24 protein-coding genes are annotated in these 23,532 nt (G+C 70.3%); 14 read left to right on the top strand and 10 right to left on the bottom strand.

Annotated elements, in window-relative coordinates; genetic code table 11:
• Positions 1–78: 78 nt before the first annotated feature.
• The 5 genes from lnt (at position 79) to BBK82_RS41010 (ending at position 4,066) form a co-directional block, all read left to right on the top strand.
• Positions 79–1,635 carry an apolipoprotein N-acyltransferase gene (gene lnt, locus BBK82_RS41030; protein WP_237047855.1) on the top strand — a complete coding sequence of 519 codons (1,557 nt, stop codon included), beginning with the start codon at positions 79–81 and terminating at the stop codon, positions 1,633–1,635.
• On the top strand, positions 1,619–2,386 hold the full coding sequence (locus tag BBK82_RS41025) for a polyprenol monophosphomannose synthase (protein WP_065919738.1): 768 nt from the start codon (positions 1,619–1,621) through the stop codon (positions 2,384–2,386). The genes lnt and BBK82_RS41025 overlap by 17 nt, the downstream gene beginning before the upstream one ends.
• Before the next feature lie 114 nt (positions 2,387–2,500).
• Complete coding sequence (locus BBK82_RS41020; protein ID WP_218920496.1) at positions 2,501–3,286, top strand: MerR family transcriptional regulator; 786 nt, start codon at positions 2,501–2,503, stop codon at positions 3,284–3,286.
• A gap of 10 nt (positions 3,287–3,296) precedes the next feature.
• On the top strand, positions 3,297–3,593 hold the full coding sequence (locus tag BBK82_RS41015) for a hypothetical protein (RefSeq protein WP_065919736.1): 297 nt from the start codon (positions 3,297–3,299) through the stop codon (positions 3,591–3,593).
• Complete coding sequence (locus BBK82_RS41010; RefSeq protein WP_065919735.1) at positions 3,590–4,066, top strand: TspO/MBR family protein; 477 nt, start codon at positions 3,590–3,592, stop codon at positions 4,064–4,066. The genes BBK82_RS41015 and BBK82_RS41010 overlap by 4 nt, the downstream gene beginning before the upstream one ends.
• Here the strand turns inward: BBK82_RS41010 and BBK82_RS41005 are convergent.
• From BBK82_RS41005 to BBK82_RS41000, 3 genes are read right to left on the bottom strand one after another with little or no spacing between them, the layout of a single operon-like run.
• Positions 4,063–4,524 carry a DUF4383 domain-containing protein gene (locus tag BBK82_RS41005; RefSeq protein WP_065919734.1) on the bottom strand — a complete coding sequence of 154 codons (462 nt, stop codon included), beginning with the start codon at positions 4,522–4,524 and terminating at the stop codon, positions 4,063–4,065. The genes BBK82_RS41010 and BBK82_RS41005 overlap by 4 nt on opposite strands.
• A 58-nt stretch (positions 4,525–4,582) precedes the next feature.
• Complete coding sequence (locus BBK82_RS53285) at positions 4,583–4,834, bottom strand: hypothetical protein (RefSeq protein WP_218920495.1); 252 nt, start codon at positions 4,832–4,834, stop codon at positions 4,583–4,585.
• Positions 4,831–6,249: an ABC transporter family substrate-binding protein gene (locus tag BBK82_RS41000; protein WP_218920494.1), complete on the bottom strand. Its 1,419-nt coding sequence runs from the start codon at positions 6,247–6,249 to the stop codon at positions 4,831–4,833. The genes BBK82_RS53285 and BBK82_RS41000 overlap by 4 nt, the downstream gene beginning before the upstream one ends.
• A 184-nt stretch (positions 6,250–6,433) precedes the next feature.
• Here BBK82_RS41000 and BBK82_RS40995 point away from each other — a divergent pair, with 184 nt between their 5' ends.
• The 3 genes from BBK82_RS40995 to BBK82_RS40985 all read left to right on the top strand — a co-directional run bounded on the left by BBK82_RS40995 (position 6,434) and on the right by BBK82_RS40985 (position 13,393).
• Positions 6,434–6,925 carry a Gmad2 immunoglobulin-like domain-containing protein gene (locus BBK82_RS40995; RefSeq protein WP_065919733.1) on the top strand — a complete coding sequence of 164 codons (492 nt, stop codon included), beginning with the start codon at positions 6,434–6,436 and terminating at the stop codon, positions 6,923–6,925.
• A 232-nt stretch (positions 6,926–7,157) separates the two neighbouring features.
• Positions 7,158–12,623 (top strand): ATP-binding protein, encoded by a 5,466-nt coding sequence (locus tag BBK82_RS40990; protein WP_065919732.1) that lies wholly within the window; start codon positions 7,158–7,160, stop codon positions 12,621–12,623.
• 50 nt (positions 12,624–12,673) lie between these two features.
• Positions 12,674–13,393, top strand: coding sequence for a DUF2625 family protein (locus BBK82_RS40985; protein ID WP_218920493.1), 720 nt, complete (start codon positions 12,674–12,676; stop codon positions 13,391–13,393).
• Here the strand turns inward: BBK82_RS40985 and BBK82_RS40980 are convergent, their stop codons facing one another.
• Entirely contained in the window at positions 13,394–13,687 is a 294-nt protein-coding gene (locus BBK82_RS40980) for a YiaA/YiaB family inner membrane protein (RefSeq protein ID WP_065919730.1), read from the bottom strand.
• Between the two features lie 44 nt (positions 13,688–13,731).
• Complete coding sequence (locus BBK82_RS40975; protein ID WP_065919729.1) at positions 13,732–14,604, bottom strand: 5'-nucleotidase; 873 nt, start codon at positions 14,602–14,604, stop codon at positions 13,732–13,734.
• Between the two features lie 51 nt (positions 14,605–14,655).
• Between BBK82_RS40975 and BBK82_RS40970 the strand changes: the two genes are divergently transcribed.
• Together BBK82_RS40970 and BBK82_RS48250 are read left to right on the top strand one after the other, a co-directional pair.
• The gene (locus BBK82_RS40970; protein ID WP_065919728.1) at positions 14,656–14,970 is read left to right on the top strand and encodes a DMT family transporter; all 315 of its coding nucleotides are present in this window, start codon (positions 14,656–14,658) and stop codon (positions 14,968–14,970) included.
• Positions 14,970–15,371, top strand: coding sequence for a DMT family transporter (locus BBK82_RS48250; RefSeq protein ID WP_071812780.1), 402 nt, complete (start codon positions 14,970–14,972; stop codon positions 15,369–15,371). Before BBK82_RS40970 ends, BBK82_RS48250 begins: the two co-directional genes overlap by 1 nt.
• On the opposite strand, the gene BBK82_RS40960 is transcribed toward BBK82_RS48250, so the two are convergent.
• From BBK82_RS40960 to BBK82_RS55200, 3 genes are all read right to left on the bottom strand, one after another.
• Complete coding sequence (locus tag BBK82_RS40960; protein ID WP_065919726.1) at positions 15,264–16,601, bottom strand: glycosyl hydrolase family 18 protein; 1,338 nt, start codon at positions 16,599–16,601, stop codon at positions 15,264–15,266. The two genes, BBK82_RS48250 and BBK82_RS40960, sit on opposite strands and share 108 nt — an antisense overlap.
• A 114-nt stretch (positions 16,602–16,715) precedes the next feature.
• Positions 16,716–17,453, bottom strand: coding sequence for an SDR family NAD(P)-dependent oxidoreductase (locus BBK82_RS40955; protein WP_065919725.1), 738 nt, complete (start codon positions 17,451–17,453; stop codon positions 16,716–16,718).
• Positions 17,450–19,504: a protein kinase domain-containing protein gene (locus BBK82_RS55200; RefSeq protein ID WP_065919724.1), complete on the bottom strand. Its 2,055-nt coding sequence runs from the start codon at positions 19,502–19,504 to the stop codon at positions 17,450–17,452. The genes BBK82_RS40955 and BBK82_RS55200 overlap by 4 nt, the downstream gene beginning before the upstream one ends.
• A 96-nt stretch (positions 19,505–19,600) precedes the next feature.
• On the opposite strand from BBK82_RS55200, the gene BBK82_RS40945 reads away from it, so the two are divergent.
• Complete coding sequence (locus BBK82_RS40945; RefSeq protein WP_065919723.1) at positions 19,601–20,281, top strand: Clp protease N-terminal domain-containing protein; 681 nt, start codon at positions 19,601–19,603, stop codon at positions 20,279–20,281.
• Here the strand turns inward: BBK82_RS40945 and BBK82_RS40940 are convergent.
• Complete coding sequence (locus BBK82_RS40940; RefSeq protein ID WP_065919722.1) at positions 20,235–21,203, bottom strand: helix-turn-helix transcriptional regulator; 969 nt, start codon at positions 21,201–21,203, stop codon at positions 20,235–20,237. The genes BBK82_RS40945 and BBK82_RS40940 overlap by 47 nt on opposite strands.
• 102 nt (positions 21,204–21,305) lie before the next feature.
• Here BBK82_RS40940 and BBK82_RS40935 point away from each other — a divergent pair, with 102 nt between their 5' ends.
• From BBK82_RS40935 to BBK82_RS40925, 3 genes are all read left to right on the top strand, one after another.
• Positions 21,306–21,707, top strand: coding sequence for a VOC family protein (locus BBK82_RS40935; RefSeq protein WP_237047854.1), 402 nt, complete (start codon positions 21,306–21,308; stop codon positions 21,705–21,707).
• 53 nt (positions 21,708–21,760) lie between these two features.
• Positions 21,761–22,243, top strand: coding sequence for a hypothetical protein (locus tag BBK82_RS40930; RefSeq protein WP_065919720.1), 483 nt, complete (start codon positions 21,761–21,763; stop codon positions 22,241–22,243).
• A 259-nt stretch (positions 22,244–22,502) separates the two neighbouring features.
• Entirely contained in the window at positions 22,503–23,027 is a 525-nt protein-coding gene (locus BBK82_RS40925) for a GNAT family N-acetyltransferase (RefSeq protein WP_065919719.1), read from the top strand.
• On the opposite strand, the gene BBK82_RS40920 is transcribed toward BBK82_RS40925, so the two are convergent.
• Entirely contained in the window at positions 23,020–23,418 is a 399-nt protein-coding gene (locus BBK82_RS40920) for a protein-tyrosine phosphatase family protein (RefSeq protein ID WP_472368454.1), read from the bottom strand. The two genes, BBK82_RS40925 and BBK82_RS40920, sit on opposite strands and share 8 nt — an antisense overlap.
• Positions 23,419–23,532 lie beyond the last annotated feature (114 nt).

Genomic DNA, 23,532 nt, shown 5'->3' with positions numbered 1-23,532 from the left:
TGCCGTTCCGCATTCGTCGTGAATGCGGCTCCACCCCGCGCTGCACCCGGTCGGCGAGGGGCCTCGTAGGCTGAACGGGTGGTCGCACCCCCGATGGCGCCGGATCCGCCGGATTCGCCGGAAACGCCCGTCCGCCGCCGGCGGATCAGCGGGCCCGTCCTGCTGCGCGTGGCACTCGCCGTCGCCGGTGGCGTGCTGATCTACCTCAGCTTCCCGCCGCGGCCGCTGTGGTTCCTGGCGCCGATCGGGTTCGCGTTGCTCGCGTACGTGCTGTACGGCCGTCGTGCGCGCGCTGGGTTCGGATACGGCTTGTTGTTCGGTCTCGGGTTCATGGTGCCGTTGCTGCGGTGGACCGGGGAGTTCGTCGGGCTGGTCGCGTGGCTGCCGCTGGCGTTCGCATGCGCGTTGATGATCTCGATCGGCACGACGGCGATGGCGTTCACGTCCCGGCTGCCCGCCTGGCCGCTGTGGGCGGCATTCCTGTGGGCGGCGGACGAGGCGCTGCGCGAGGTGTTCCCGTTCGGCGGCTTCACCTGGGGCAAGGTCGCGTTCGGACAGCCGGAGGGCTGGTTCCTGCCGCTCGCCGCCGTCGGTGGCGCGCCGCTGGTGTCGTTCGCGGTGGTGCTGACCGGGTTCGGCCTGTTCTGGCTGACGAAGAACTGGAAGCTCGGGCTGCCGCTGCTCGTGGTGCCGCTGGTGGCCGGGTTCGGCGTGCCGGTGGGCGTGGACGCCTCCGCGGGCACCGTGACGGTCGCGGCGATCCAGGGCAACGTGCCGCGCGCGGGTCTCGACTTCAACGCGCAGCGCCGGGCCGTGCTGGACAACCACGTGAAGAAGACGATCGAGCTCGCCGCGGACGTGGCCGCCGGCAAGGCGAAGCAGCCGGACGTCGTGATCTGGCCGGAGAACTCCTCCGACATCGACCCGTTCCGCAACGCCGACGCCAAGGCCGCGATCGACGCCGCCGCGAACGCGATCAAGGCGCCGGTCGCGGTGGGCGCCGTGGTGGTCGACCGCTCCGACGGGCTGCCGCGCAACCAGGTCGTGCTGTGGGAGCCCGGGAAGGGCGCCACCGACACCTACACCAAGCGCAAGCTGCAGCCGTTCGGCGAGACCATGCCGATGAGGTCCTTCTTCCGGCTGTTCTCGTCCGATGTGGACCGCGCGGGCGTCTTCCAGCCCGGCAGCGACCCGGAGGGCTTCCGGATGGGGCCCGCGCAGGTCGCACTTGACACATGTTACGAAGTGGCGTTCGACTCAGTGGTCCGCGACTCCGTGACGGCGGGCGCGACGATCATCGCGATCCCCACGAACAACGCCACGTTCGGCCGCACGGAGATGACCTACCAGCAGCTTTCCATGTCACGCGTGCGTGCCGTGGAACACGGCCGGGCCGTGGTGGTGGCGGCCACCTCCGGGGTCAGCGCGATCGTGCAACCCGACGGTTCGGTCACGCAGAAGACCGGCCTTTTCACGCCCGACGCCCTGGTCGCGACACTGCCGCTGCGGTCACAGACTACGCTGGCGACTTGGCTTGGAGCCTGGCCCGGGTGGGTGTTGACCGCTGCGGGCCTTGTCGCGTTGGCGCTGGGCTTCACACGACGACGGAAGGACTCGAATGGCGCAGCAGCCTGACCAGGAACTCGGGCAGGTGCTGGTGGTGATCCCGACCTACAACGAGCGGGACAACATCGGAAAGATCGTCAAGAGGCTGCACACGGCACTGCCCGACGTGCACGTGCTGGTGGTCGACGACGGCAGCCCCGATGGCACCGGCCAGCTCGCCGACGAGATGGCAGCCGCCGACGAGCGCGTGCACGTCATGCACCGCACGGAGAAGGCGGGCCTCGGTGCCGCCTACGTCGCCGGTTTCCAGTGGGCGCTGGAACGCGAGTACGGCGTTGTGTGCGAAATGGACGCTGACGGCTCGCACGCGCCCGAGCAGCTGCACCGGCTGCTGGACGCGCTGCCGCAGGCGGACCTGGTGATCGGCTCGCGCTGGGTGCCCGGCGGCGAGGTGGTGAACTGGCCGATGCAGCGCGAGGTGCTCTCGCGCGGCGGCTCGCTCTACTCGCGCATCGCGCTCGGCGCCAACATCCGCGACATGACGGGCGGCTTCCGCGCCTTCCGCGCGGACACGCTGCGCAAGCTCAACCTCGCGTCGGTCGCCTCCGCCGGGTACTGCTTCCAGATCGACCTGCTGTGGCGGACGATCGAGCTGGGCTTCCGGGTGCGCGAGGTGCCGATCACGTTCCGCGAGCGCGAGTACGGCGAGTCGAAGATGAGCGGCAACATCGTGCGCGAGGCGCTGATCCGCGTGACCAAGTGGGGGCTGCGCAGGCGCGGCAACCAGCTGCGCGCACTGGTCACCGGCAAGAGGAAGTGACCTGACCGGTCTCCGCACCGGACGGGACCCGAACGGCCCTCGGCGTTGTGCCGGGGGCCTTTTCGTGCCCGTGGCATTACGATTCAGAACCGATGCGAGGGGAGGTGCGCTTCGGTGGAGTGGAGTGCGGGTGCGGTCGCCCGGATGCTCGGCGTCTCGCCGACGACCCTGCGCACCTGGGACCGCCGCTACGGGCTGGGGCCCAGCACGCGGGTCGAGGGCAAGCACCGCCGCTACAGCGAGGACGACGTCGCCCGGCTGAAGCGGATGGTCGAGCTGACCTCGACCGGGGTGTCGCCGGCGTCGGCGGCCGCGACCGTGACGCCGACCGGGGACCTGGACTTCGAGGCCGCGGCGGCCCGCCTGGACGCCGCGGAGATGCGGCGCGTCGCCGTCGACCTGATCGCCCGGCACGGCGTCGTGCACACCTGGGACGTGGTGCTGGCGCCGTTCCTGGTCGAGCTGGGGGAGCAGGTCGCCACCACGGCGGCGGGGGTCGAGGTCGAGCACTGCGCGAGCACCAGCATCGGGGACGCGATGCGGGCGTCGCTCACGGCGGGCCCGCCGGCGGTGCTGCTGGCTTGCGCGCCGGACGAGCAGCACAGCCTGCCGCTCGACGTGCTGGCCGCGGCGCTCGCGGAGCACCAGTGCACGGCCAGGAACCTCGGAGCGCGGGTGCCGGGAGATGCGTTGGTCAGCGCGGTTGACGTGTTGCGACCGCGTGTCGTCTTCGTGTGGGCACACGATCGCGTGTATGCGACCCAGGTGCCCCTCAAAGCCCTCGACGGGGTGTCGGTGCTGGTGGGAGGCGCGGGCTGGGCCCAGGTGGAGCTGCCGGAGGGGGTTGAACGGGTCGACACGCTGACAGCAGCTGTTGAAACGATTTTGAATCGAATCTAGGCTCCGGGGTGTGAGCCTCGCCGATCGGATGATCCGCCTGCTGTGGGCGGCGGGTGACGAAGGCGTCGCCGAACGGGTGCTGCGCGCGCACTGGCGGCTCCTGCCGTCCGACGACGCCGCCGGGAGGGCGTTGCGGTCGCGGCTGGTTGACGCGCTGCTGCGGGAGGTACCCGGCAGGGGCGCCGAGATCCGGCGCGCGGTGCTGGCCGACGAGGTGTCGTTGCTCGGCGCCGCCGAACGTGCCGCACCGAGCCGCGCGACCGTGCTCGCCATCGTCCGCGCCCTGCCTGTGGGGAGTCCCCGATGACCGCTCTGCCCCTGCGCCACCACCCGGTGCGCGTGCTGCTCGTGTTCGTCGCGGCGGTCGTGGTGACCGCCGTGGTCGGCTCGCTGTTCTCCGTGTCGGCGGGGGCGGAGTACCAGGCGCTGCAACGGCCGTCGTGGGCACCGCCGGGCTGGCTGTTCGGTCCGGTGTGGACCGTGCTCTACGGACTGATCGCGTTGTCCGGCTGGCTGGCGTGGCGCGGCGGTGCCGGCCGCGGCGAGCTGACGCTGTTCGGCGTGCAGCTGGTGCTGAACGCGTTGTGGACGCCGTTGTTCTTCGGGCTCGGCTGGTACTCGGCGGCGTTCGCGGAGATCTTGCTGCTGTGGCTGTCGATCGCCGCGCTCGCCGTCGTGTTCTTCTCGCGCAGCAAGGCCGCCGCGCTGCTGCTCGTGCCCTATCTGGCGTGGGTCAGCTTCGCGGCGGCCCTGAACATCTCGATCGCCCTGAGCAATTAGCTGTTGGGGGTGTGGCCGGCCGAGGTGTAGTCGCCGCGGGACCGTTCGTACGCGGTCGTGCCGATGCCGAGCAGGAGCATCGCCGCGCCGAGGCCCAGGTGCAGCCAGTTGTCGGCGGCGTTGACCGGCAGCAGGTTCGCGCGGGTCTGCTCGCCGAACACCGCGCCGATCACCGAGCCGTAGACCCACAGCAGCACGTAGATGCCACCGCCGACCACCAGGAACAGCCTCGCGGTGCCCGCGGTCCTGGACATGGCCAGACCGCCGACGCCGAACGCCAGGTGCACCAGGTTGTGCAGCACGGACACCGCGAACAGGCCGAACAGCAGCGCGCCGGAGTGGTGGCCGGCGAACGACAGCTGGTCGTAGTGGGTGGTGATGCCGGGGATGAAACCGAGGACGCCGACGAGCGCGAACGCCCCGCCGACGACCGCGGCCGCTGTCTGGACAGGTTTCATGTGGCCTGGCTACCCCGCCACCGCCGGAACGAACTCCCCGGCCGGGGTGTCTTGACGATCAGCCGGTGAAGCCGATGCTCGCCCACTCCGGCGGGCTCGTGGCACCGACCGCGCCGATGTTCGCGAGCGTCGAGCGGATCGCGACCGCACCCGGCATCTGGTAGAGCGGCAGGTGGTGCCCGATCTTCCAGACCTCCTCGTCGAGCCGGTTCGCGATGGCCACGCGCTTGGTGTCGTCGAGCTCGGCGGTGCCCTCGCTGATCAGCCTGTTGATCGTGTCGCTGCCGACCCTGCCGTAGTTCTGGTTCACGTTCGCGGGGTCGAGGTGGTAGATGCCCTTGGTGGAGCTGATCGGGTACGGGCCCTTCTTCCAGCCGAAGCACGTGATGTCGAAGTTGCCGACGTTGACGTACCCCTTGAAGTACTCGCGGGCACGGTCTCGATGGCCAGCTTGACGCCGATCTCCTTGAACTGGGTCAGCACCAGCTTCGAGATCTGGTCGCTGACCGGGTTCGGGGTCGGTCCGACGAACCGGACGACGAGCTCCTTCCCGTCCTTCGCGCGGTACTCGCCGTTCATCCGCCAGCCGAGCGCGTCGAGCTCCTTGCGCGCCGCCTCCACGTCGAACGACGCCACCGCCGAGTTGTCCCGGTAGTCCTTCGAGCCGAGCAGCAGGAAGTGGTTGCCGACGACGTGGGCCTCGTCCTTCACCATCTGGCCGAGCAACGCCTTTGTGATGATCTTGGTGTCGATGCCGCGCATCAGCGCGACCCGCAGCTTCGGGTCGGCGAGGGTGCCGCCGCCGTTGAACGTCAGGTGCAGGTAGTCCGGCGTCTGCGCCTGCCGGACCGTTACACCGGGGATCGACTGCGCTCGCGTGAACAGGTCGATGCTGGACCCGACCTCGTACAGGTCGATCGCGCCGTTGGCCAGCGCGTCGGCCAGTGCCGGCTTGTCGACCTGCCGGAACGTGATGCTGTCGAGCTTCGGCCGGGCGCCCCACCACGTGTCGTCGCGCACGACCGTGACGAACTTGGCGACCGGGTCGATGGTGCCGATCTTGAACGGCCCCGCGGTGACCTGCGGCGCGTCCTGCCAGCCGGTGTTGAACGCCTCGGCGCTCGCCATCGCCTGCTTCGGGTAGAGCGGGCTGAACAGCCCCCGCCACTCGGCGTAGGTTCGCGCGAAGGTCACCTTCACGTCCTGGTCGCTCCCACCGCGTTCCACCTTCGCGATGTCCTCGTAGCCCGCGGTCAGCGCGACCTTGTAGCCGGCCGCCTTGCCGCTCAGCGCGTTCGCCTGCGCCGCGAAGTCCTCCCACGAGAACTGGCGGCCGTCGCTCCACCTCGCCTTCGGGTTGAGGCGGTAGGTCACCACCTGCGGTGACGACGAGACGAGCTTGGCCTCCAGCAGGTAGTCCGGGTTCTCGGCGACCGTCGAGTCGGCCTTGAGCACGAACGGCGACGGCATGACCGTCGAGATCATCCGGTAGCCGTCGATGTGCGTGCCGGTGAGCTCGAAGTTGTTCCAGTTGTCGGCCAGCTGCGTGACCGGCCACCTCAGCTCGCCGCCGTCCTTGAGCTTCGCCGGATCGGTGCGGTTCACGTCCTCCAGCTGGGCGTCGGTCGCGTCCTTCAGGCCGGTGGAGGGCGCGGTGGGCCCGCCGCACGCGGCCAGCAACAGTGCGACGGCTGCCAGCGCCGTCGTCTTGGTTCCCCGGTTCACGCTCCCGATCCTCTCGTGGCCGGACCGCCGTGGGAGCACGATCGGGGATGCCGGGCGAAGTCCCCCGGCAAAATGCGAAAAGGATTGCGCGGGCTCGGCGGACGTGGGATTGGGCCGCCGGGGTGACCTCCGGCAACGGTCCACTCCGCCCGGACGACACACAAGGTGGAAGGGGGAACCACCCATGTCGATCACAGTGCAGCAACCGGCGCCCCACGACCTCGTGGGCGGCCAGGTCCTGGTGGCCGGGCTCGCGGGCGGGGCGTTCGAGGCGCAGTTCAACTACCGGGTCCACGAGGGCCACGACGAGGTCACCGGCGCCTTCATGGCCGGTGACGGCGTCGGCGGGCACGGACAGTTCCAGATCTCCGTGGACGTCAGCGGCGCGAGCTTCACGCTGGACCGCCTCTTCGTCGAGGTGTTCTGGGTGTCGCCGGAGGACGGTGAGGAGCTCGACAAGGTCGTCGTGCCGGTCGTGTACGGGCCGTTGATCGTGCCGGGCTACCGGGTCCACCAGGAGTACACGATCAAGCCCGGTGACACGCTGTCCGCCATCAGCCAGCAGTTCTACGGCGCGGCGAACCTCTTCCCGCGTTTGGTGCGGGCCAACCCGCACGTCATCACCGACCCGAACCTGATCCACCCCGGCGACGTGATCCGCGTCCCGCAGTCCTGATCTCACTCCCGGTGCCCGTCGTCACACACATGGCGACGGGCACCGCCGTGAGTTGGGACACGGGCTCAAGTGAAGCTGTGCTGAGGACCTGGTGGCTTGTTGGTTTCATACAAAGCACGCTGCTCAACTCGCTTCGATCTAGCGGTTTTCCTACCGGGTAGTAGACGAGAGTGTGTACATCGATTGGGCGGCGACTGCCGCTGAGGTTGTCTGTCCGCGAGGAGAGAAGTCGTTGTTCAGTCGTGTAGCGATCGTCAACCGCGGGGAAGCCGCTATGCGGCTGATCCACGCCGTCCGTGAACTCGCCGCCGAGTCAGGGGAACGGATCGAGACCGTCGCCCTGTACACCGATGTCGACAAATCGGCGCCTTTCGTGAGGGAAGCCGATCTGGCCCACAACCTCGGCCTGGCGGCCGATCGCCCGTACCTCAACCTCGAGGTGCTGGAGAAGGCGCTCGTCGAGACGAAGGCCGACGCCGCGTGGGTCGGCTGGGGCTTCGTCGCCGAGATCCCCGAGTTCGCCGAGCTGTGCGAGAAGGTCGGGGTCACCTTCGTCGGTCCGTCGGCCGAGGCCATGCGCAAGCTCGGTGACAAGATCGGCTCCAAGCTGATCGCCGAGGAGGTCGGGGTCCCGGTCGCGCCGTGGTCGCGCGGGGCCGTCGAGAACCTCGAGCACGCCTTGAAGGTGGCCGAGGAGGTCACCTACCCGTTGATGCTCAAGGCGACCGCCGGTGGTGGTGGCCGCGGCATCCGCAAGATCACCTCGCCCGAGGAGCTGGAGGAGAACTTCGACCGCACCAGCATGGAGGCCGAGCGCGCGTTCGGCTCCGGCGTGATGTTCCTGGAGCGCCTGGTCACCGGCGCCCGGCACGTCGAGGTGCAGGTCATCGCCGACGGCCAGGGCACGGCGTGGGCGCTCGGCGTCCGCGACTGCTCGGTGCAGCGGCGCAACCAGAAGATCATCGAGGAGTCCGCCTCCTGCGTGCTCGCGCCGGAGCAGGTCGCCGAGCTCAAGGCCTCCGCCGAACGGCTCGCGAACGCGGTCGGCTACCGCGGCGCGTGCACCGTCGAGTTCCTCTACCACCCCGGTGAGAAGCTCTTCGCGTTCCTGGAGGTCAACACCCGCCTGCAGGTCGAGCACCCGATCACCGAGATCACCACGGGCTTCGACCTGGTCAAGGCGCAGCTGCACGTGGCGGGCGGCGGCAGGCTGGAGGGCACCAAGCCCGTCGAGCAGGGCCACGCCGTCGAGGCGCGCCTGAACGCCGAGGACCCGGATCGCGACTTCGCGCCGTGCCCCGGCACGATCGTCCGCCTCGAACTGCCAGCGGGCCCCGGCATCCGGGTCGACACCGGTGTCGCCGAGGGCTCGCAGATCCCCGCCGACTTCGACTCGATGATCGCGAAGATCATCGCGTACGGCCGCGACCGCGACGAGGCGCTCGGCAAGCTGCGCCGCGCGATGGCCGAGACCACGGTCATCATCGAGGGCGGCACGACCAACAAGAGCTTCGTGCTCGACCTGCTCGCCGAGCCCGCCGTGATCGACGGCTCCGCCGACACGTCGTGGATCGACCGGGTCCGCGCCGAGGGCGGCCTGATCTCGCACCGCCACTCCGCCATCGCGCTGGCCGCCGCGGCCATCGAGGTGTACGAGGACGAGGAGCAGATCAACCGCACCGAGCTGCTCGCCTCCGCGCACGGCGGCCAGCCGCGCACCAACCACGAGGGCGCGCGCAAGCTGGAGTTCGTGCTGCGCGGGCAGCCATACGTGGTGAACGTTGCCCGCGCCGGCGCCATCAAGTACCGCGTGGGCGTCTGCGCCGCCGACTCCGACGTCGTGCTGTCCGCCGACGTCGACGTCGAGCGCTTCGACCACCACGTCGGCCAGATCACCGTCAACGGCACCCGGTTCCGCGTCGTCACCGGAACGTCCGGTGTCGTGCACCAGGTCGAGGTCGACGGCGTCACCCACCGCGTCACCCGCGACGAGGGTGGTGTGCTCCGCTCGCCGATGCCCGCGCTGGTCGTCGCCACGCCGCTGGAGGTCGGTGCCGAGGTCGAGGCCGGCGCACCGGTGCTCGTGCTGGAAGCGATGAAGATGGAGACGGTGCTGCGCGCGCCGTTCCGCGCCCGCCTGCGGGAGCTCAACGTCGTCGTCGGCACCCAGGTGCCCGCCGGTGGCGCGCTGCTCAAGCTGGAGGAGGTCGAGGACGACGCCGGCACCGCGCAGGAGCAGAAGTCGGGGTCCGCGGTCGAGCTGGAGATGCCGGCCCCGAAGACCGGCGTCCCCGCCGAGCAGATCGTCGCGAGTGGACTCGAGGACCTGCGCAACCTGTTGCTGGGCTTCGACACCACCGCCGCGGACACCGAGCGGGTGCTGACGAACTACATGGGCGCCCGGCACGACCTGCTGGAGCGGCCGCTCGTCGAGGAGGCGCAGCTGCTCGGCATCTTCGCCGACCTGTGCGACCTCTCGCGCAACCGCCCGGCCGGCGAGGAGACCAAGCCGGAGAACCACATCCACTCCCCGCGCGAGCACTTCCACACGTACCTGAAGACGCTCGACGCTGACCGGGCCGCGCTGCCGGCGACGTTCCGCGAGCGGCTGCAGCACGTGCTGAGCCACTACGGCATCACCGAGCTGGACCGCACGCCGGAGCTGGAGCAGGCGGTGTTCCGGATCTTCGTCGCGCTGCGCCGCGGTGTGTTCGACGCGGCCGTCGCCACGACCCTGCTGCGCCAGTGGGTGCAGGAGGCGCCGCCGGTCGAGTCCGAGCGGGTGCGCGTGGGCCTGGTGCTGGAGCACATCGTCGCCGCGACCCAGGTCCGCTACCCGCAGGTGGCCGACCTCGCCCGCAGCGTCGTGTTCACCTGGTTCGCGCAGCCGCTGGTGCGCCGCAACCGCGCCCGCGTGCACAGCGAGGTCCGCAAGCACCTCATCCACCTCGACGCGAACCCCCAGGCCGCTGACCGCGAGGAGCGGATCGCGGCGATGGTCGCCTCGGCCGAGCCGCTGGTGCGCCTGCTCGGCCAGCGCATCGGCAAGCCCGGCGCGGACAACACGCCGCTGCTGGAGGTGCTGGCCCGCCGCTACTACACCAAGAAGGCGCTGGAGAACCCGCGCGTGAACGGGGCGTTCTTCGTCGCGGAGAACGAGCCGGAGCAGACCCGCCTGGTCAGCACCGCCGTCGAGTTCTCCGGCCTGGTGGACGCGGTCGGCGAGATCGTCGAGCACGCAGGCGGCACCGCCGTGGTGGCCGACCTGTACGTCAACTGGCTCGACGGCCCGTCCGACCAGGACGAGCTCGCCGCCGGTCTGGGTGCCGCGCTGGCCGCGCACCAGCTGCCGCCGACGATCACCCGCGTCACCACCACGGTGGCGGGCCGCCGCGGCGAGTCGATGCACCACCACTTCACGTTCCGCCCGTCCTCGACGGGGTTCGCGGAGGAGAGGCTGGTGCGCGGGCTGCACCCGCGCATCGCCGAACGCATGCAGCTGGAGCGGCTGCGCGAGTTCGACCTCACCCGGCTGTCCTCGGTGGACGAGGACGTCTACCTGTTCCGCGCGGTGGCGAAGTCGAACAAGTCCGACGAACGTCTCGTGGCGCTGGGCCAGGTCCGCGACCTGACGCCGTTGCGCGACGACGAGGGCCGGATCGTGGCCCTGCCCGCGGCCGAGGACGTGCTGGCGACCTGCCTGGACGGCATCCGCCGGGCCCGCGCCCAGGCCGGTGGCCGCACCCGGCTCGCGACCAACCGCGTGGTGCTCTACGCGTGGCCGCCGACCGACCTGCACTCCGCGGACCTGGACGCGATCGCGTCCCGCGTGCTGCCCACGACCACGGGCCTGGACCTCGAGGAGGTCCTGTTCCTGGCACGCCGCAAGGACAGCGAGACCGGTGAGCTCACCGACATCGGCGTCCGCATCGCCAACGACGCGGGTTCCGGCGTGCGGTTCTCGTTCGTGCAGCCGCCGACCGACGCGATCCAGCCGCTCGACGACTACCGGCAGAACGTCCTGCGCGCCCAGTCGCGCGGCACGATCTACCCGTACGAGCTGTGCGACATGCTCGCGGGCGAGGGCGGTTCCTTCGTGGAGCACGACCTCGTGGACGGGTCGCTGGTCCCGGTCGACCGCCCGCGCGGTGGCAACACGGCCGGCATCGTCGTCGGTGTGGTGACCACGCCGACCCCGGCCTACCCCGAGGGCATGAAGCGCGTGGTGCTGCTCGGCGACCCGACCAAGTCGCTGGGCGCGCTGGCCGAGCCCGAGTGCTCGCGGGTGATCCACGCCCTGGACCTGGCCTCGTCGTTGCAGGTCCCGCTGGAGTGGTTCTCGCTCTCGTCGGGCGCGAAGATCTCGATGTCGTCCGGCGTCGAGAACATGGACTGGGTCGCGGCAGCGCTGAAGCGGATCGTCGAGTTCACCCAGGCCGGCGGCGAGATCAACATCGTCGTCAACGGCATCAACGTCGGCGCCCAGCCGTACTGGAACGCCGAGGCCACGATGCTCATGCACACCAAGGGCATCCTGGTCATGACCCCGGACTCGGCGATGGTGCTGACCGGCAAGCAGGCCCTGGACTTCTCCGGCGGCGTCTCGGCGGAGGACAACTACGGCATCGGCGGCTACGACCGCGTCATGGGCCCGAACGGCCAGGCGCAGTACTGGGCCCCGAACCTGCGGTCGGCCTTCGCGGTGCTGCTGGCCCACTACGAGCACACCTACGTGGTGCCCGGCGAGCCCGGCCCGCGTCGCGTTGCCTCGTCGGACCCGGTCTCCCGCGACGTGTCGTCCTACCCGCACGTGGTGGGCGACAGCCCGTTCACGACGGTCGGCGAGATCTTCTCGTCCGAGGCGAACCCGGACCGCAAGAAGCCGTTCGACATCCGCACGGTCATGCGCGCGCTGTCGGACCAGGACCACATCGTCCTGGAGCGCTGGGCGGGCATGGCCGACGCCGACACCGCCGTCGTCCAGGACGTGCACCTCGGCGGCATCCCGGTGACGCTGCTGGGCATCGAGTCGCGCGGCGTGTCCCGCGCCGGCTTCCCGCCCACCGACGGCCCGGACACCTACACCGCCGGCACGCTGTTCCCGAAGTCGTCGAAGAAGGCCGCGCGCGCCATCAACGCGGCCTCGGGCAACCGTCCGCTGGTGGTGCTGGCGAACCTGTCGGGCTTCGACGGCTCGCCCGAGTCGATGCGCCTGCTGCAGCTGGAGTACGGCGCCGAGATCGGTCGCGCGATCGTCAACTTCCGCGGCCCGATCGTGTTCTGCGTGATCTCCCGCTACCACGGCGGCGCGTTCGTGGTCTTCTCGAAGGCCCTGAACCCGTCCATGACCGTGCTCGCCGTCGAGGGCTCCTACGCCTCGGTCATCGGCGGCGCACCGGCGGCTGCCGTGGTGTTCGCCCGTGACGTCGACGGTCGTACGGCCAACGACCCGCGGGTGAAGAAGCTGGAGACGGCGGTGGCGGAGGCGTCCGGTGCCGAGCGTGCCGCGCTGGCCGCCGAGCTGGCGTCGACGCGGCAGTCGGTGCGGACGGAGAAGCTGAACGAGATGGCGGCGGAGTTCGACCGGGTGCACAGCGTGCAGCGCGCGGTGGAGGTCGGGTCGGTGGACGCGATCATCTCGGCGGCGGAGCTGCGACCGGCGATCATCAAGGCCGTGGAGGACGGTTTGGCCCGCTAGTGCTTGGATGGGAGAGCCCCGGCGCGTTCCGCCGGGGCTCTTCTGCGTTCTTGGGGGCGGTCGTGCGGGACATCGCGGAGCTGGTCGACGTGGACGACCCGGGCTGGCCGGTGGTGGCGGAGGCGGTTCCCTCTTCGTGCGTGGTGCTGCCGCCGGATGAGGCTGCCTGCCGGGCGACGTTGCTGCAGCTGCAGGTGACCGCGCGGTCGTTGCTGGGTGCGGTGGTGCTGAACACCGGTGGGATGGTGCTGCACCACGGGTGGCTGCGCGTGTACGGCGGCTCGGGTGGTGCGTTGCCGGGTCTGGGGGAGGTCAACGGGTTTCCGGCCGTGGTGGACCCGGCGTGGGCTCCTGTCGGTGGGCTGGTGCTGGCCCACGACGTGCTGGGCGGCGTGTTCGCGTTGAACGGCATGGACTGCGCGGCGTTCGGCCGGCCGGGGGAGCCGGGGCAGGTCGTCTACTTCGCACCGGACTCGCTGGAGTGGGAGACGTTCGACGGCGGGCAGGGCGCGTGGCTGATGTGGATGCTCGACGGTGGGGTGGAGCGGTACTACGAGGGCATGTTCTGGCCGGGGTGGCAGGCGGAGGTGGCTGGGCTCGGCTTGCGTGACGGGATCACGACGTACCCGCCGTTGTGGTCGAAGGAGGGGCTGTCGGACGTTGCCGGGACCACGCGGTCTGCCGCACCGATGAGCTCGCAGCTCGCGTTCAACGCACACACGTGCGGTCAGCTCGGGCTTGCTGATCCTGGCCCGCTCGGCACCGTCTGATCAGGCCGCGTCCAGCTTGAACGGGTCGTGCTCGGCCAGCAGCTTGTCCAGCCGCGCTCTGTCCACCCGGCTCGAGATGTAGGTGTCCTCCTGCCGGTCCCTGATCACCTTGGCCAGCGTGAACGCTGACGTGACCGTGTAGAGCATCGCGATGCCCAGGAACGCGCGCACCCAGCCGTCGACGGGCAGGAACACGACTCCGATGGCGACGGCGGTCAGCGAAAGGCCGAAGGACAGGACCGCCTGCACGTAGAAGGCGCCGGAAGTCGGGGTGCTGGCAGGCTTGGTGGTCATGGGATCAAGAGTCCTGGGTCACAGAAGACGTGTCATGAGTACAGCTACTCATTCGACACGCCGAACGGCACGTGCACGCACGGCACCGTCTCCACCAGGTGCCCGCGCTGGTCGTCGAAGAAGATGTGCGGCTTCAACACGTCCAGGATCGGCCCCTTCTTCAACCCACCCAGGAAGAACGCGTCGTTGACCGTCAGCCCCCACGCCTTCAGGCTGTTGATCGCCCGCTCGTGCGCCGGCGCCGACCGGGCCGTCACCACCGACACCCGCACCCGGTCCAGAGCCACCCGCTGGATCCGGTTGATCCCGGCCAGAAAATCGCGCAACGGCCCGGGATCCAGCGGCGTCACCACGTTGGAGACCTCGTGCTCCTGGAACGAGTCCAACCCGGAAGCCTGGTACACGCGCTCAGCAGCGTCATCCGCCAGCACCCCGTCGAAGTCGAACGCGATCCGCAGAGCCGGATCATCGTCATCGCGGAACGACGACTTCAGCACCTGCCCGGCCGGAAGCCCACCGGCGGTTGCGCGCAGCACGTCCGACTCGTTGGCGGACAGGAACAACGACATGTGCAACGCGTGCATGAACTCGTGCGGCGCCCGCCCCTCGGTGAAGATCGCACGGGTCATCGACAGTCCGTGGTGCGCGGCGGAGCGCAGGATGCGCAAACCGGTCTCGGGGGAGTTGCGGGACAACACGATCACCTCGACCAGCGGCCCCAACGCGTTCAGGCCGAGCAGGCGACGGATGAACGGGAACGCCACGCCCGGCTGGAACGGCTCGTCGAGCCGGGCTTCCTGGAAGGTGCGGTAGGCCTCGACACCCGAGGACTGGAAGACCGCGTCGGACTCCGTGAGGTCGAACAGGGCGCTGGAGGCGACGCCGACGACCAGCAGGTTCTCGAGGCTGGGGGCCATGTGTCCCAGATCGTAGCGGAGCCAGGAACCGTTTCTGGTACGGTCGTACTAATGTACTGGGTCGTGCTCGTTCTGTCGGGAGTGCTGGAGGCCGTGTGGGCCACGGCGCTCGCGGCGTCGCGCGGGTTTCGCCGGCCGTGGCCGGTGGTGGTGTTCGCCGTGTCGATGACGTTGAGCGTCGCCGGGCTGGCGTGGGCGATGCGGGAGATCCCCGTCGGTACCGCTTACGCGGTGTGGGTCGGGGTGGGGGCCGTGCTCACGGTCCTCGTCGCGGTGGCGCGGGGTGAGGAGAAGCTGGGCGTGGCCAAGGCGTTGGTGCTCGCGGCCCTGATCGGCTGCGTCGCCGGGCTGAAGGTGGTGAGCTGATGTCGTGGGTCGTGCTGCTGGTCAGCGCCGTGCTGGAGGCGGTGTGGGCGACGGCGTTGTCCGAGCGGGCCTACCTGCTCTTCGCGGTGGCCGCGACGCTCAGCATGGTGGGTCTTTCCGTTGCGATGAAACGGATTCCGGTCGGCACGGCGTACGCGGTGTGGGTCGGGGTGGGTGCGGCGCTGACCGTGACGTGGGCGATGATCACCGGCGCGGAAGCCGTCTCCGTCTGGAAGATCGTCTTCCTCACCGGGATCATCGCCTGCGTCATCGGGCTGAAGTTCCTGAAGAACTCAGGCGTTGAGCGTCCACCGCTGGTTGGCGGTGGCGGCGCAGTCCCAGAGCTGGAGCCTGGTGCCGTCGGCCGAGCTGGGGCCGGTGGCGTCGAGACAACGTCCTGAGGCCACGTTGCGCAGCTGGCCGTTCGCCTCGGCCGTCCACTGCTGGTTGCCGGCGCCGGTGCAGTCCCAGAGCTGGGTCACGGCGCCGTTGGCCGTGCCGGACGCGTCGAGGCACTTGCCCAGCGCGCGCAGCGTCTGACCGTTGCGGGTCCACTGCTGGGCGTTGGTGCCGTTGCACGTCCAGAGCTGCACCGCCGTGCCGTTGGCGGAGCTCGCACCGGCCACGTCGACGCACTTGCCGCCGAAGCCGGTGATCGTGCCGCCGGTGGGCGGGTTCGGGTTGCCGCCGGACGCGGCCTCCCAGATGGCGTTGAGCAGGCTGGTGCTGCCGGTGGTGTCCTGGGAGAGCTCCCAGTTCATGATGCCGCCGGCGTTGGCGAGCGCCCACGTCGTCTTGCGCTTGATCGTGGGGATGCCGTTGTAGGAGTTGCCGTTGTAGGTGTCGCGGTTGGCGTTGGCCGGGTCCTGCGCCACGAGGTCCTTGTAGGCGATGTAGGTCGGCCGGCTGTAGAACGGCACGCCGAGCACGGCCTTGCTGGCCGGCAAGCCGCGGTTCTTCCAGAAGTTGACGCTGTTGATCGACCAGTCGTAGTTGGCGTGCGGGCTGCCACCGTCGTAGGCCATGATGTTCAGCCAGTCGACGATCCCGAACACCGCGGGCTGCACGCCGTTGGCCGTGCCGCCCTCGGACACGACGGCCGCGGTGAGCAGCTTGCCCCGGCTGTGCAGCGCGTCGCCGAGCTGCCGCATGAGCAGGGTGTAGTTGTCACCCTCGACGCCCGGATCCGGGTACTCCCAGTCCATGTCGACGCCGTCGAGGTTGTACTGGTTGACCAGGTTGACCAACGCGTTGACGAACGTGGTGCGCCCGTTCGCGCTGGCGGCCAGGACCTCGAAGTTGTCGTCGTTGCCGTCGTTCCAGCCACCGACCGCGATCGAGACCTTGACGCCGTTCTGGTGGCCGAGGCTCACCAGCTGCTGCAGCTTGCCGGGGTCGGGAACGCCCTGGAGCGTGCCGTTCGAGTTCGGCAGCACGAACGAGTAGTTGATGTGCGTCAGCTTGCTGTACTGGATGGAGCTGACGCTGCCGGACCACGACGGCATGTAGCCGACGCTCTTGAACCCGGCCGGATAGGCGGCCTGCGCGGCAGGCGCCGTGACCGTGATGGTCGCCGCGGCGGCGGCCAGCGCGAGGCAGGCCGTACCGAGGCGAGATCGGAGTGAACGCATGTGCAGGGTTGCCTTTCACTAACGTCGAGCGCCCATCGCGACGGTAGTGGTCTAGACCGGTTGCCGGGAAGATCGACAAACGACCGGAACGAGTTCCGGTTGCCCTGCTGCGAGTCACCGCAGGTAGGAGGCCCCGTTCACATCCATGACCGTGCCGCTGGCCCAGGTCGCGGCCGGTGTCGCCAGCCACGCGACCGCGGCGGCGACCTCCTCGGGTTCCGCGACGCGCCCGAACGGGCTCTGCGCGCGGATGGCGTCCCCCTCCGGACTGGCGAGCAGTTCGGTCACCATGCCGGTGCGCACGAACCCCGGCGCCACCGCGGCCACCGCGATGCCCTGCGGTGCGAGCGACTGCGCCAGCGACTGGGTCAGCGCGTGCAGCCCCGCCTTGGCCGCGCCGTACGCGGGGGCGTCGGGTTCGCCCCGGAACGCGCCGCGCGAGCCGACGTTGATGATCCTCGCGCCCTCGGTCATGTGCCGGACGGCGTGCCACGTGAGGTCGGCCGGCCCGTACAGGTTGAGCTCCACCGTGCGCCGCCACGCGTCCTGCCACTCGGTGAAGCTCGTCGTGGTGATCGGGTGGTGGAAGTAGATGCCGGCGTTGTTGACCAGCACGTCGAGGCCGCCGAGCCGGTCGGCGGCCTCGGTGACGATCTGTTCGGCCTGGCCGGCGCCGATGTCACCCTGAACGGTGACGTGGCCGTCGCCGGGCAGGCTGTCGGCGACGTTCCGTGCCTGCTCCGGGTCGCTGCGGAAGTGGACAGCGACCCGGTGGCCGTCGGAGGCGAGCGCGTGGGCGATGGCAGCGCCGATGCCGCGGGAGGCACCGGTCACGAGTGCACGTCTGGTCATGGTGCCTGATTGTCGATCATCCACTTGCCGTTCTGCTGCACCAGGGTGTACGTGTGGCGCTCGGTGCTCGTGACGGCACCGCCCTTGCGGTAGGTCACGGTCGCCGTCACGACGTTGTCGCCCTGCGTCGCGATGTCGGACAGCTCCACGCGGCTGAAGTCGCGCCACCACTGCTGGTATGCCTGGAAGGTCGAGATCTTCCTGGACACCTTGAAGCGGTCGGTGAGAGTCGCGTAGCCCGCTTCGAGGTTGCCGGGGATCTGCGCGTAGTACGCCACCATTGCTTCCTGGGCCGTGCCCGGCGTCGTCGCGGGCGGTGGCACCACCGTGGGGTTCGGGGTGCTCGGCGGGTTCGTCTGGGTCTGTTGTGGCGGCGGGGTCTGCGACTGGGACTGGGCCTGCGACTGGGTCTGCTGCGGTTGCGTCGGGGTCTGGCTCGTGGTCGTCGGGCCGGAAGTGCCGGTGGAGGCGTCGTTGTTCGCCGACGGGTCGTTGTTCCCCTTGGGCCACAGGAAGAACGCACCGACGCCAACCGCGATCACCAAGACGATGATGCCGATGAGGACGAGGGGGTTCCTGCGCCGTTCCTCGTCCTGGGCGGGCGGGACGGGAGCGGCAGGCGTGACGGGGGCAGCGGAGGGAACGTAGGCGGGCTCGGCCTGCGGGGTCGGCGCCGGGGGAGCGGGTTGCGCGGCCGGTGGGGTGGCGGTGCTGGCTACCGCAGTGGTTTCCTGTTGCGCGGCAACAGGTTCTTCCGCAGCGGGTGGCTCTTCCGCAGGCGCGGGCTCCTCTTTCGCCGCGGGCGGGTCCACGACGGCGGCGGCTTCCGGTTCTCCGGCTGCCGCGGCGGCCACTGCTCCCTCGGAGCCGTCGGTCGCGCCGTCCGCCGTGGTGCCGGCCGCGGGCTCGGGAATGGTCTGCCCAGCGTCGGCTTCTGCCGCGTTGGTCTGGGCAGCAGCCTCGGTCCGGGCTGCCTCGGTCTGGGCAGCGCCGGCCTCTGCCGTCGGGCTTGGCCGCGTCGGCCTGGTCAGCGTCGGCCTGGTCGCTTCCGGCTTCGGTGGCGCCGTCAGCCCGGCGGCCTCCGCCTGCGCGGCACCCGCGACCCCCGCCGCGGCACCCGCCGCCGCGGCCTCTGCTTTCTTCGCCCGCTTGGCCTTCGCCTCCGGCAGCGCCTCGACCGGCAGCTCCACGGTCGCCGGGATGACCACGGTGGACTCGGACGCCTGCGGCGTCTCGTTCACGACGGCGGCCAGCAGGTGCACGGCCTCCTCCATCGTGGGGCGGCGCTCCGGATCGGTGGCCAGCAGCCGGAACAGCACCGGCGCGAGCAGCGGACCGGCGTTGGCGGGCGGCATGATCGACCCGCTCGCGACGCGGTGCAGCATCGCGATGTGGTTGTCGGCCGCGCCGAACGGCGGTGAGCCCTCGACGGCGTTGTAGAGCGTGGCGCCCAGGGAGAAGACGTCCGACGGGAGGCCGGCCTCCTCGCCGCGGGCGATCTCGGGGGAGAAGAACGCGGGGGTGCCGACGGTGCCGGTCGCCGTCGCGGTGCCGTCGTCGCCGGTGGCGCGGGAGACGCCGAAGTCGGTGATCTTGACCTCGTGGTCGCCGATCAGGACGTTGCCGGGCTTCACGTCGCGGTGCTGGATGCCGTTGCGGTGCGCGGCGGCCAGCGCGGCGGCGGTGTAGCAGCCGATGCGGGCGACCTCGCGCGGCGGCAGGGTGCCCTGCTCGCTGATCAACGCCGCGAGGCTGCGGGAGGGGAGGTACTCCATGATCAGCCACGGCTGACCGTCGTCCTCGACCGCGTCGTACACGCGGATGGCGTTCGGGTGCTCCAGCCTCGCGGCCAGGCGCGCCTCGCGCATGGCCCTGTGCTTGGCGCGTTCGACCTTGGACTCGTCGAGTCCCGCCAGCACGAGCAGCTCCTTCGCTGCCACGACGCGGTGCAGGTTCTCGTCGTACGCCTGCCACACGACGCCCATCGCGCCCTGGCCGACCTTCGTCCTCAACCGGTACCGGCTCCCGATGAGCCGTTTGTTCTCCTCCACAGCGTGTGCTCTCCCTGTCCCCTCGATCACCTACAAGTGTGACGGGCGACGCGATCTCGCTTGACTGTAACCCCAATTGGGGGTACATATGGGGTTATGCCTAAGGTCAACGTGTACCTGCCGGACGAGCTCGCGGACACCGTGAAGGAGCTCAACATCCCGGTCTCCGCCATCTGTCAGCGCGCACTCGAAGGGTCGGTCAAACGCATCACGTCCATTCGCGCGTTGGAGGCCAAAGACCTCGTAGAAAGCTCTGAGCGCGTCGAACAGTTCACCCAGCGCGCGAAGGACGCCCTTCGCCTCGCCGTCGAGGTCGCGTCCGGGCAACCGCGCCTCACCAGCGAGCACCTGTTGGAGGGCCTGCTCCGCGAAGGCGGCAACCTGGCGCTGGACGTGTTGAGGGCGATCGACATCGAGCCGGGCTCGGTACGCCGCACGTTCACCGCCGAGGACAGCACCACCGTACTCGGGGGCCTGGAGTCCGACGCGGCCAACGCTCTGGAGCTGGCGGTGGTCGAGGCGATTGCCCTGGGACACAACTACGTCGGCTGCGAACACCTGCTGCTCGGTCTGGTGGCCGAGCCGGACGGTGCGGGCGGCCAGGTGCTGCGCGACCGCGGTGCCGACCTCAAGTCCGCGCGGCGCGCGGTGCAGACGGCGCTCGCGGGCATCATCCACCTCAAGAAGCAGCAGCAGAGCACGCCGGACGCGGCCAAGGTCCTGGAGATGATCATGACTCGGCTGGCTCGGCTGGAGCAGCACGCGGGTATCGGCTGACCAGTTCCGCCCCGATGTCCGCCAGGTGCGCCTGGACGCTGCCGGGCGACTCGACCACGACCAGCCCGCCCCACCCGGCGATGTTGCGGGCGATGTCGAGCGGGCGCGGCGCGGTCAGCTCCACCCGCGTGTGGTCGCCCGCGGTCTCGACGACCGTGCAGTGCCGGCCGTGCTGGTGCCGGAAGATGTCCAGGAACCTGGTCGGCACCAGCAGCGCCGCCGTGGTCTCCGCCCGCTTGCGCTCCACCGCCGTGACGACCGAGTCCCACGCCCGCGCGAGCTCGAAATCGTCCGGCCTGCTCGCCTTCTCACCGGTCGCCTCGGCGTCCTCGATCCGGTCGATCCGGAACGTGCGCTGGCCGTCGGGCGTACCGGCGACCAGGTACCAGATGCCGTCCTTGTCAACGAGTCCCCACGGGTCGACCACGCGCTTGCTCGCCGCGGCCCCGCGCTTCGCGTAGGTCAGCCGTACCTTCCGCTGGCGCACCACGGCTTCTTGCAGGTGTGAGACCAGTGCCGGCTGTTCCTCGGTGTCGTCACCCCACGCCGCCGCGTCGATGACGACGGCTTCCGCGGCCGCCTGCGCCTCGGCCCGGAACGTGCCCGGCAACGCGCGCACGAGCTTGCGCAGTGCCGACTTCACCTGCGGCGCAACGGAAGCCGCCGGTCCGGCGATGAGGAACAGCGCCTGCGCCTCGGCCGCGGTGAGCCCGCTGAGGTCCGTGCGCGCGCCACCGACGAGCGACCAGCCCCCACCCCGGCCGGGTTGGGGGTACACCGGCACCCCCGCCGCGGACAACGCCTCCAGGTCGCGCCGGGCGGTCGCGGTGGAGACCTCCAGCTCCTCGGCCAGTTCGGCGGCGGTCACCCGGCCGCGGGCCTGCATCAGCAACAACGTGGCGACGAGACGGTCTGCGCGCATGTCGTCAGTTTCCTTCTGAAAGTGCTCAGTAGATGAGCACTTTACGGCCGATGCTGGTTCCAAGACCCGATGAGTTCTTGGAGGAACAAGATGTTGCGAGGCATGACGACCGTGTCCTACTACGCCGACGACCTGGAGGAGGCCCGCGCCTGGTACACGGCGCTGCTGGGGGTCGAGGCCTACTTCGAGGGCCGGACGCCGGACGGGACGCTGGGGTACGTCGAGTTCCGGATCGGCGACTACCAGGCGGAGCTCGGGCTGGTGCAGCGCGCCTTCCAGGTCACGCCGTCGGACGGTCCGGGCGGCGCGATCCTCTACTGGGCGGTGGACGACCTCGACGCGACGCTGGCCAGGCTGTTCGAGCTCGGGGCGAAGGTGCACGACGAGCCGCGGGTGCGGGGTGAGGGGTTCGTGACGGCGTCGGTGGTGGACCCGTTCGGGAACGTCCTCGGCGTGATGACGAACGTGCACTACTTCGACGTGCTGGAGCGCAACCGGGGTTGAGCGCAGTTGCCGGGACAGGCACGCTGTTCTGGCGAAACGCCTATGCTGCCGGAATGACGACGCAGCTCGCCATCACCGGGCACCGTGGGCTCTCCGCCGAGCTGGAGGGGGAGGTGGACCGGATGATCCGGGCCGCCGTGGCCGCGAGTGACGACGTCGTGGGCGTGTCCTGCCTGGCCGACGGGGCCGACGCGGTGTTCGCGCAGGCCGTGCTGGACGCGGGCGGGGTGCTGGTGGCGGTGCTGCCGGCGGTGGAGTACCGGGCGTCGTTGCCGGAGGAGTTCCGGCCCGTCTACGACCGGTTGCTGGCGCGGGCGGGGCGGGTGGTGCAGCTGCCGTTCGTCACGCCGGATCCCCACGCCTACATGGAGGCGGGCAAGCGGATGGTGGACGAGCTGGGGGAGTCCGCCTCGTTGCTGGCGGTGTGGGACGGGTTGCCGGGGCGCGGGCTGGGTGGCACGGCGGACGTGGTGGCCTACGCGCGGTCGCGCGGGGTGCCGGTCACGGTGTTGTGGCCCGAGGGCGCGATCCGGTGAAGACCTTCCACGCGACGCGCGGGTGCCGCGGTCGTACAACAGGCCCTCGACCGCAACACCGTCCACAAGGGACACGTTCGGCAGCTTCAGCACCCGGCGGCGCACCAAGCGTTCGAGCGTAACGCGGGTCGCCGCTCGGTGATCCGCCGGAAGTCCCGTTTCCGGCGGTCTGTCCACGCAGTCCGGCTCGCGGTCACCGGGCGGGCGGCCGGTGGCCGCGGCCACCGCCTCGCGGGACGATTTGGCTACCGTGAAAGCCATGACGAACTGGCCGCCCACTCCGATCAAGACCGAACGGCTCGTCCTGCGCGAGTCCGAGGCCAAGGACCGGGAAGTGCTCGTCGACCTGTTCTCCTCGCCGGAGGTGGCCACCTACATCAGCGACGTCCCGCCGCGGGACGAGGTCGACCGCACGGCGCCCCCGGTTCCCGGCCGGCGCTTCGGGTTCTTCGTGGTCGAGCTGGACGGGGCGGCGATCGGCATGGTCTCGTTCGACCGGCGGCCACCGGAGCACCCCGGCCACACCCGGACCGGGGGCGGCGAGCACGAGCTCGCCTACCTGTTCCTGCCGAGCTCCTGGGGCAACGGGTACGCGTCCGAGGCGTGCGCGGCGGCGATGCGGTGGTTCGCCGCGACGCTGCCCGGTGAGCCGCTGGTGCTCACGACCCAGGTGGCCAACGAGAGCTCCCTGCGGCTCGCGCTGAAGCTGGGCTTCACCGAGGTGGAGCGGTTCGAGTGGTATGACGCCGAGCAGTGGTTCGGCGTGTGGTCCCCGGTCAGCTGACCGGGAACTGGCGCACCCAGCGCTTCTGCCACGGCGTCTCCACGGCCCGTCGGTGGTAGTGCGCGCGCGTCCACGCCACGGCCTCGTCCGCGGGCACGCCTGCCAGCACCGCGAGGCATGAGATCACCGTGCCGGTGCGCCCGACGCCGCCGCTGCACGCCACCTCGACCCGTTCCCCGGAAAGCGCTCGCCGGTGCAGTTCGCGGATCAACCGGCGAGCGTTCTCGTGGTCGCGCGGCAGGCGGAAGTCCGGCCACTCGATCCAGTCGTGGTCCCAGGGCAGGTCGACGGCACGGGCCTGCAGGTAGAGGCCGTAGGCAGGCGCCGGTTCCACGAGCCGGCCGTCGCGCAGGCCCCGGCCCGTCACGGAGCTGCCGTCCGGCAGCTGGATGGTCTTCACGAAGCGTTCCCCCAAGATCGTGCGAAGAGCCTGAGATCCTGCCACGCCCGGAGTCATCGGCCGTTGATACAACAGTCGGTTCAAACGAACGGTCGTACCGGCGCT

Origin of the sequence: Lentzea guizhouensis (assembly GCF_001701025.1) — a bacterium.
GTDB lineage: Bacteria > Actinomycetota > Actinomycetes > Mycobacteriales > Pseudonocardiaceae > Lentzea > Lentzea guizhouensis.
This window is presented reverse-complemented; position numbering and strand designations above follow the sequence as displayed.